The sequence below is a fragment of the Micromonospora sicca genome, assembly GCF_003172935.1.
In the GTDB taxonomy this organism is placed as follows: Bacteria; Actinomycetota; Actinomycetes; order Mycobacteriales; family Micromonosporaceae; genus Micromonospora; species Micromonospora sicca.
Genome location: NZ_QGKS01000328.1, coordinates 1 through 8,477 on the forward strand (window position 1 = coordinate 1; position 8,477 = coordinate 8,477).

General features: G+C 73.4%; 7 protein-coding genes and 1 pseudogene. 5 read left to right on the plus strand and 3 right to left on the minus strand.

Annotation, left to right across the window (positions count from 1 at the left end; genetic code table 11):
- Positions 1-125: 125 nt before the first annotated feature.
- Positions 126-800 (plus strand): annotated as a pseudogene (locus tag DKT69_RS27105) (helix-turn-helix domain-containing protein); the annotation flags it as partial.
- Between the two features lie 18 nt (positions 801-818).
- Here DKT69_RS27105 and DKT69_RS27110 read toward each other — a convergent pair.
- Positions 819-1,217, minus strand: a complete 399-nt coding sequence (locus DKT69_RS27110) for a VOC family protein (protein ID WP_109804337.1) — start codon at positions 1,215-1,217, stop codon at positions 819-821.
- A 183-nt stretch (positions 1,218-1,400) separates the two neighbouring features.
- On the opposite strand from DKT69_RS27110, the gene DKT69_RS39180 reads away from it, so the two are divergent.
- The 4 genes from DKT69_RS39180 (at position 1,401) to DKT69_RS27125 (ending at position 6,517) form a co-directional block, all read left to right on the plus strand.
- A complete protein-coding gene (locus tag DKT69_RS39180) occupies positions 1,401-1,550 on the plus strand; it encodes a hypothetical protein (protein ID WP_165439974.1) in 150 nt (49 codons plus the stop codon).
- Positions 1,551-1,567: 17 nt separating this feature from the next.
- Positions 1,568-2,977 (plus strand): class I SAM-dependent methyltransferase, encoded by a 1,410-nt coding sequence (locus DKT69_RS27115; protein ID WP_109804332.1) that lies wholly within the window; start codon positions 1,568-1,570, stop codon positions 2,975-2,977.
- Between the two features lie 7 nt (positions 2,978-2,984).
- Entirely contained in the window at positions 2,985-5,015 is a 2,031-nt protein-coding gene (locus DKT69_RS27120; RefSeq protein ID WP_368666276.1) for a sulfatase-like hydrolase/transferase, read from the plus strand.
- A 218-nt stretch (positions 5,016-5,233) separates the two neighbouring features.
- Positions 5,234-6,517, plus strand: coding sequence for a citrate synthase (locus DKT69_RS27125; protein WP_109804334.1), 1,284 nt, complete (start codon positions 5,234-5,236; stop codon positions 6,515-6,517).
- Between the two features lie 96 nt (positions 6,518-6,613).
- On the opposite strand, the gene DKT69_RS27130 is transcribed toward DKT69_RS27125, so the two are convergent.
- Positions 6,614-6,808 (minus strand): DNA-binding protein, encoded by a 195-nt coding sequence (locus DKT69_RS27130; protein WP_109804335.1) that lies wholly within the window; start codon positions 6,806-6,808, stop codon positions 6,614-6,616.
- Positions 6,809-7,163: 355 nt separating this feature from the next.
- A partial coding sequence (locus tag DKT69_RS27135) for a glycosyltransferase family 4 protein (protein WP_438361882.1) occupies positions 7,164-8,477 on the minus strand: 1,314 nt, incomplete at its 5' end.

Genomic DNA, 8,477 nt, shown 5'->3' on the forward strand with positions numbered 1-8,477 from the left:
GAGGCCCGCCCCACCACCCGGTGGGGAGTCGCTCGCCCAACAGGCGAGGATCCACAACCCCCACCGCAAACCCCGGTGAGCGTCAGTGGACACCGCACTAGCCTGCGCGTGGCAGGCTGGGCGGCATGTACCGGGAGATGCCGGCCGATCTGCCCGGCGCGGTGCGCTGGACCAGCGTCAGCGGCGGCGCGCCCGCCCGGGTGTTGCCGGACGGTTGTCTGGACCTGCTCTGGTCCAGCCGGTCCGGGCTCCTCGTCGCCGGCCCGGACCGCACGGCGTACCTCACCGACCCGACGCCGGGGGAGCGGTGGATCGGCCTGCGGCTGCCGCCGGGCATCGGCCCCGCCGTCTTCGGCGTCCCCGCCGACGAGCTGCGCGACCGCCGGGTGCCGCTGGACGTGCTCTGGGGCCGAGCGGCGACCGAGGTGGCCGAGCGGCTGGGCGAGCGGCCGGGCGCCGTCGGGCTGGAGTCCGTCGTCGCCGCCCGGCTGGCCGCCGCCGGAGGGCCGGACCCGCTCGGCGTACGGGTCGCCGCCCTGCTCGCCGCCGGGACGAGCGTCACCGCGACCGCCGCCGAGGTCGGCCTCGGCCCGCGCCTCCTGCACCGACGCAGCGTGAGCCTCTTCGGGTACGGCCCGAAGACCCTCGCCCGCATCCTGCGCATGCAACGGGGGCTGGCCCTGGCCCGCACCGGCACGCCACTCGCGGAGGCGGCGGCTCGCGCCGGCTACGCCGACCAGGCCCACCTCACCCGCGAGGTGCGGGAGTTGGCCGGGATGCCACCCACCCGGCTGCTGGGAGCTGACCGGCCGGGCGGGTCAGCGGGATGTCAGGGGTGCGAACAGGTCCACGCCGTTGCCGTCCGGGTCGTGCAGGACCGCGTACCGCTGGCCCCAGAAGGCGTCCCAGGGCGCCAGGTGGCCGTGGTGTCCCGCCCCGGTCAGCTCGGCGTACCAGCGGTCGACCTCGGCCGGGTCGGCGCAGCGGAACGCCAGGTTCGCCCGGGGGCTTCCGGTGGGCGCCGTCCAGTGCGGATCGAAGCCGCGGATCATGTCGACGGTGTCCCAGGCCAGCCGGACACCGCTGTCCAGGGTGATTTCCACGTGCGACTCGCGCTCCGCGCCGGGCGGGATCGCCAGCCCCAGCCGGCGGTAGAAGTCCAGGGTGCGTGCCATGTCGGTGACGGCCATGCCGATCAGGTCGAAGTGAGGTGTCATGGCGGTCACGGTAGGGGCGGACGGGGCCGGTCGTCTTGAACGGAACGGACGTGGGCGCAGTGACCCGTGTGGCCTTCACGACCGGCCCGCGCGGCGTACGGTGTCAAGGAGACAAGTCCGGCTTAAACGGCTAAATGCCTCGTCGCGGCCGGCCTCCATGACGGCGAGGGAAGGGAGCAGCCGGTGATGCACCTGGCCTACCTGGACGCGGGGTCCGGCAGCCTGATCGTGCAGGCGGTGGTCGGTGGGGTGGCCGGAGCGGCGGTGGCGGCCAAGCTCTACTGGCGGCGGCTGGTCGCCCGGTTCCGCCGTCAGCCCACCGACCAGCGCTGAACGGGCCGGCAGCGGCGATGACCCACCCCGACACCGGCCTCCGGGCCGACCCCGGATCCTTCCGCGACCCGACCAACCGGGTCTTCCACCGCGACGGCGAGGTGCTGCGCGGTCTCGACGACCGGGCGACCGCGGACTGGCGGGCCCTGGCGGGCAGCGGCTTCTTCCGTGCCCTGCTGACCGAGGGGAAGGTCTGCGGCACCGAGGAGGTCGCCGCCACGCCGCCCTGGTCCGCGACGCTCCGCCACGAGCGCATCCCCTTCGTCTCACACCCCTACGAGTGGTCGTTCGGCATGCTGCGGGACGCCGCGCTGCTGCACCTGGACGTGCTGCGGGCGGCGCTCGACGGCGGGTTCACCACCAAGGACGGCTCGGCGTACAACCTCCAGTGGCGGGGCGCCGCGCCGGTCTTCATCGACGTCGGTTCCTTCGAGCCGCTCCGCGAGGGCGAGCCGTGGGCCGGGTACCGGCAGTTCTGCCAGACACTGCTCTATCCGTTGCTGCTCCAGGCCCACCTGGGCGTCGACTTCCAGCCCTGGCTGCGCGCCCGGGTCGACGGAATCGAGCCGGACCAGATGCGCCGGTTCTTCGGCGGCGCCCGCCGGCTGCTGCCCGGCGTGCTCACCCACGTGCACCTGCACGGCGCGATGCAGCGGCGCAACTCGCGTGCCACCACGACCGACGTGCGGGCCCAACTGCGCGACGCCGGGTACTCCCGGGAGCTGGCGGCGGCGACCGTCCGCGGCATCGAGAAGCTGGTCCGCCGGCTGGACCGCCCGCCGGGCGGCAGCCACTGGTCGGACTACCAGCGCACCTGCGGCTACTCGGCGCAGGACCGGCTGGCCAAGGAGCGGTTCGTCGAGGAGGCGGTGGCCGGCGTGGACACCCCGGCGCTGGCGCTCGACCTGGGCGCCAACGACGGCCGGTACGCCCGGATCGCCGCCCGGCACGCCGGGTACGTGGTCGCGGTCGAGCAGGAACCGGCGGTGGTCGACGCGCTCTACCGGGCGCTGCGGGCGGAGGGCCAGCGGCGGATCCTGCCGCTGGTGATGGACCTCGCCGACCCCTCGCCCGGCGGCGGCTGGCGCGGCGTCGAGCGCGCCGGCTTCGCCGACCGGACCCGGGCCGACGTGGTGCTCGCCCTGGCCGTGGTGCACCACCTGGCGATCGGGCGGAACGTGCCGCTGGCGGCGGTGGTCGACCAGCTCGCGAACCTGGGCGCGCCCGGCGCGGCGCTGGTGGTCGAGTTCGTCCACCCCGAGGACCCGATGGCCCGCCGGCTGCTGGCCAACAAGCCGGACGGGCTGTTCCCCGACTACCGGCGGGACGCCTTCGAGCGGCTGCTCGCGGCGCGCTGCCGGATCATCCGGCGCGCGGAACTGCCGTCGGGCACCCGGACGCTCTACCAGGCGGTGGTGGGTGGCTGAGGGCACGCTGGCGCCGCCCGACCTCCGACCCGTACCGTCCGCCCCGGCGCGACCGGGTCGGCCCCGGCGGGCGGAGCTGGGCCGGCTCCTCGAGCTGGTCGCCCTGGTCGGGCTGGTGGTCACCCAGCCGCTGCTGGACGTGCTCGGCCGCAGCCCCGACTTCTTCCTGTTCCACCGCGCCTCGCGGGCCGACATCCTGCTCCTGGTGGCGCTGATCGCCATCGCGCCGACCCTGCCGTTCGCGCTGCTCGGCGCGGTCAGCCTGCTGGCCGGGCGGACCACCCGGGCGGCGGTGCACACGCTGCTCGTCGGGCTGCTGCTGGCCGCCCTCGCCGTGCAGGTCGGGCGGCACGGCACGCCGCTGCGGGGCGTACCGCTGCTGCTGGTCGCCGCCCTGGCCGGCGCGGCCGGGGCGGCCGCGCACCGGCGCTGGCGGGCGCCCGGCCGGGTGCTGCGGGTGGCGGCGATCGGGCCGGTGGTCTTCGTCGGCCTGTTCCTCTTCGCCTCGCCGGCCTCGGCCGTGGTGCTGCCCCGGTCGCACGCCGGCGCCGCCGGGGTGGCCGGCCCGGGCGCCCACCCGCCGGTGGTCATGATCGTCCTGGACGAGCTGCCGCTGGTCTCGCTGCTCGGCCCGGACGGCAGGATCGACGCCACCCGCTACCCGCACTTCGCCGAGCTGGCCCAGGGTTCCACCTGGTACCGCAACGCCACCGGGGTCAGCGGCTGGACGCCGTACGCGCTGCCGGCCATGCTCACCGGCCGCTACCCGGCCGAGCCGTACGCCCCGCACTACGCGCAGTACCCGGACAACCTCTTCACCGCCCTCGGCGGCCTGTACGAGATCAAGGCCGAGGAGAGCATCACCCGGCTCTGCCCGCCCAGCCGCTGCGAGCAGCCGGCCAGCCCCGAGCAGGGGCTCGGCGTGCTGGTCCGGGAGAGCGGCAAGCTGCTGCGCCAGGTCACCGCCCCGGTGGACAGCCGGATCGACCCGGAGAACTCCTACCGCGAGCTGACCCGGGCCGAGGCGGGCCTGGACGCCGCCGAGCCGGTGCCCGCCGACCCGAAGTTCCGCTGGGACACCCTCGACGACAACCAGCCCGCCCGCTTCACCAGCTTCCTGGCCGGGCTGCGCCCGTCGTCCCGGCCCGCCCTGCACTTCCTGCACCTGCTAATGCCGCACTCGCCGTGGGTGTACCTGCCGTCCGGGGCGCACTACGCCGCGCCGGAGGATCTGCCCAGCGACGGCGCCGGCTGGGTGGACCTGGCCCGGCAGCGGCACCTCGCCCAGCTCGGCTACACCGACCGGCTGATCGGCGAGACGCTGCGCACGCTGCGCGCCAGCGGCCTCTATGACAAGGCCCTCGTCCTGGTCACCGCCGACCACGGGGTGAGCTTCCGCAAGGACTGGCAGGGCCGGGGGATGGACGCGATCAACCACGCGGCCGACCAGGTGGCCTGGGTGCCGATGTTCGTCAAGGAGCCCGGCCAGCGCGCCGCCCGGGTGGACGACCGCAACTGGGAGCACGTCGACCTGTTGCCCACCATCGCCGATCACGCCCACATCCGGATCCCGTGGCGGATGGACGGCCGGTCCGCCCGGCAGGCCCCGCGCGAGCGCGCCGACAAGCGCTTCTACGACCGCCCGGGCCAGCCGGTGACGATCACCGGCGGGGTGCCGTCGCCGCCGGCCACGCCGATCCCGAATCCGCTGGTGGGCACCCGGGTGGGGGAGCGGGCGGCCGGCGGTACGGCGAAGGTGGCGAACCTCGCCGCGTTCCGCGCCGTCAACCCGGCCCACGGCGAGCTGCCGGCCCTGGTCTGGGGGACCGTGCCGGCCGCGGTGCCGGACGGGACGATGCTGGCGGTGGCGGTCAACGGCACGGTCGGCGCCGTCGTCCCGGTCGTGCCGCCCGACCAGGGTGGCCGGCGCTTCGCGGCGCTGCTGCCCGACGACCGGCTCTTCACCGCCGGCGCCAACCGCCTCGACGTCTACCGGGTGGGCGCCGACGGCGCGTTGCGCCGGCTCGCCCTCTCCTGAGGCCGGCTTCCCGCCCCCGCCGCACCGTCCTCGCCACCGGCGCGCCCCGTCCCTGCCGCCCTGCCCTGGATCATGCACAGGGTTTCCGAGCCGGCAAGTCGGGAATCGGGTGACGCATACCTCACCGCGGAACCACGACGAGCGGTGCCCCCGATACCGCGATTACGGTAAAAGCGAAGGCAACTCAACGAAGATCTTGCCGGCGAAGCGAGGAACACATGACGGAAGTCAAGCTCGACCACCCCGGTGGGCAGCTGTCGATGCCGGTCCAGTCCGCGGTCGAGGGCCCCGCCGGCATCGGGGTGAGCCACCTGCTCAAGGAAACCGGGATGACCACGTACGACCCCGGTTTCGTCAACACCGCGTCCTGCTCGTCCGCGATCACCTACATCGACGGTGATGCGGGCATCCTGCGATACCGCGGGTACCCGATCGAGCAGCTGGCCGCGAAGTCCTCCTTCCTGGAGGTCTCCTACCTGCTGATCTACGGCGAGTTGCCGACCCAGCAGCAGCTGACCGAGTTCAGCGAGCGGATCCGGCGGCACTCGCTGCTGCACGAAGAGATGCGCCGCTTCTTCGACGGCTTCCCGCGCGACGCCCACCCGATGGCCGTGCTGTCGTCGGCGGTCAGCGCCATCTCCACCTTCTACCAGGACAGCCTGGACCCGTTCGACTCCGAGCACGTGGAGATGTCCACGGTGCGGCTGATGGCGAAGGTTCCCACCATCGCGTCGTACGCCTACAAGAAGTCGATCGGGCAGCCGCTGCTGTACCCGGACAACTCGCTGGGCTACGTGGAGAACTTCCTCCGGATGACCTTCGGCGTCCCGGCGGAGCCGTACGAGGTCGACCCGGTGATGGCCCGCGTGCTGGACATGCTGTTCATCCTGCACGCCGACCACGAGCAGAACTGCTCCACCTCGACCGTGCGGTTGGTCGGTTCCAGCAACGCCAACCTCTTCGCCTCGGTCTCGGCCGGCGTGAACGCCCTCTTCGGCCCGCTGCACGGCGGCGCCAACCAGGCCGTGCTGGAGATGCTCCAGAAGATCAAGGCCGACGGCGGCGACGTCCGCTCCTTCGTGCGGAAGGTGAAGGACAAGCAGGACGGCGTGAAGCTGATGGGCTTCGGCCACCGGGTCTACAAGAACTACGACCCGCGCGCCGCCATCGTGAAGAAGGCCGCGCAGGACGTGCTGGGCCGGATGGCCAAGCCGGACCCGCTGCTGGACATCGCGATGGAGCTGGAGGAGATCGCCCTGGCGGACGACTTCTTCGTCTCCCGCCGGCTCTACCCGAACGTGGACTTCTACACCGGCCTGATCTACAAGGCCATGGGCTTCCCCACGAAGATGTTCACGGTGCTCTTCGCCCTCGGCCGGCTGCCCGGCTGGATCGCCCAGTGGCGCGAGATGATCAACGACCCGGAGACCAAGATCGGTCGCCCGCGCCAGATCTACACCGGCTACCCGGAGCGCGACTACCCCCCGGCCGCGGATCGCTGACCCCGCCCCAGCCGCAACAAAAGGCCGCCGACCCCACGAGGGGTCGGCGGCCTTTTTCGCGTACGCGCCAGCCGTCAGGGCAAGGGCTCACCGTCCCTAGTCCATCTCGGGACGCTTCTCGGTGATCCACTTCTCCACGTCCTCGGCGAGCCAGACGTTGCCCATTTCGAGCTTGGCGACAGGCTCCGGGAAGTCTCGACGGTTGGTGATCTGGTACACCCGCTGGCGCGACACACCGCCCAGGAGTACGCGGATCTCTGCCGACCCGACCAGCCGCAGCTTCTTGGTCATGCCTCGGACGCTAGGTGTCCGACAACTAGTCACGTATCAGCTTCACGGACGCCTAGTGCGCACACGCTCTAGTCGTATACCCTGAACGCATGACTAGCGCTTCGGTGCCAGAACCGCCATTCCTTGTCATGGCCGCCGGCTTCATGCTCGACTTCCATACCCGCCGGCGTTGTCCGCACTGCCGGCCTGACGGGGCCTGTCCTCGCGTCCAGCGCGCCAGGCGGCTGCTACGGGCCTGGCGCTTGACGACCGAGGCGCGGCGGAGGCAGCGACTCTTCCGCTGCCCTTGAGTTGCGAACGGAAGTGCCCTGGTCAGGCCAGGGCACTTCCGGTTCGCGTCGTCGTATGCGGTCCGTCAGCGCAGGCCGGCGGCGGCGAACAGGTTGCCCTCGGGCAGGGTGGGCAGCACCCGGCCGAGGCTCATCCGCTCCTCCGCGCGGGCGGCGGTGAACGCGGGGTCGCCCGCGATCGCCGCGGCGTAGGTGGCGGCGGTGCGGGCGGCGATGGCGGACCACCCGTACTGCTCGTGGACCATGGTGCGGGCGCGGCGGGCCAGCGCGCGGGCGCGCTCCCGGTCCGACAGCAGGGCGTGCACCGCCTCGGTCAGCCCGTCCGGGTCCTGCGGGGCGAAGGTCATCCCGGTGACGCCGGGCTCGACGATCTCGGCCAGGCCGCCGGTGCGCGCCACCGCCAGCGGCGCGCCGGCCGCGGCGCCCTCCAGGGCCACCATGCCGAACGGCTCGTAGATGCTCGGCACCGCGAAGCAGTCCGAGGCGGCCATCACCGCGGGCAGGTCGGCCCCGCCGAGGAAGCCGGGCATGCTCACCGTGCCGTCCAGGCCGAGCCGGTGCACCTCGGCTTCGAGGGCCGGCTTGTACGGCCCGTCGCCGACGATCACCGCGCGCAGCCCGGGGTGCCGCTCGCGCAGCCGGGGCAGCCCGGCGAGCAGGTGCTGCACGCCCTTCTCGTAGACCAGCCGGCCGGCGAACGTGACCAGCGGCCCGTCTCCGGCGAACCGCGCGCGGGCGGCGGCGACCGCGGCGACCGGCACCCGCCAGCGCTGCGGCTCGACCCCGTTGGGCACCACGTCGACCCGCCCGGTCGGCACGCCGAAGAGTGCGGTCACCTCATCGCGCATGTAGCCGGAGCAGACGATGACCCGGCCGGACTCGGCGCTGAGCCACTGCTCGACGCCGTGGATGGTGCGGTTCATCTCCTCCGGCAGCCAGCCCTGGTGCCGGCCGGCCTCGGTGGCGTGGATGGTGCTCACCAGCGGCACGTCCAGGTGCTCGCGCAGGGTCATGGCGGTGTGCGCGACCAGCCAGTCGTGGGCGTGGATCACGTCGTAGCCGCCGGACTCGGCGGCGCGCAGCGCCGCCCGGGTCAGCGTGTGGTTGAACGCCATGGTCCAGGCCAGCAGGGAGCCGGTGGCGAGCGGGAAGGTGACCGGGTCCTCGGCCGCTCGGAGGATCCGGACGCCGTCGGCGTACTCCTCCAGCGGGGCGCCCTCGGCGTGCCGGGTGACCACGGTGACCTCGTGGCCGGCGGCGGCCAGGGCGACCGACAGCGCGTGCACGTGCCGGCCGAGCCCGCCCACCAGCACCGGCGGGTACTCCCAGGAGAGCATCAGGATGCGGCGGGTCCGCGGGGGCACGCCGCATCCTGATGC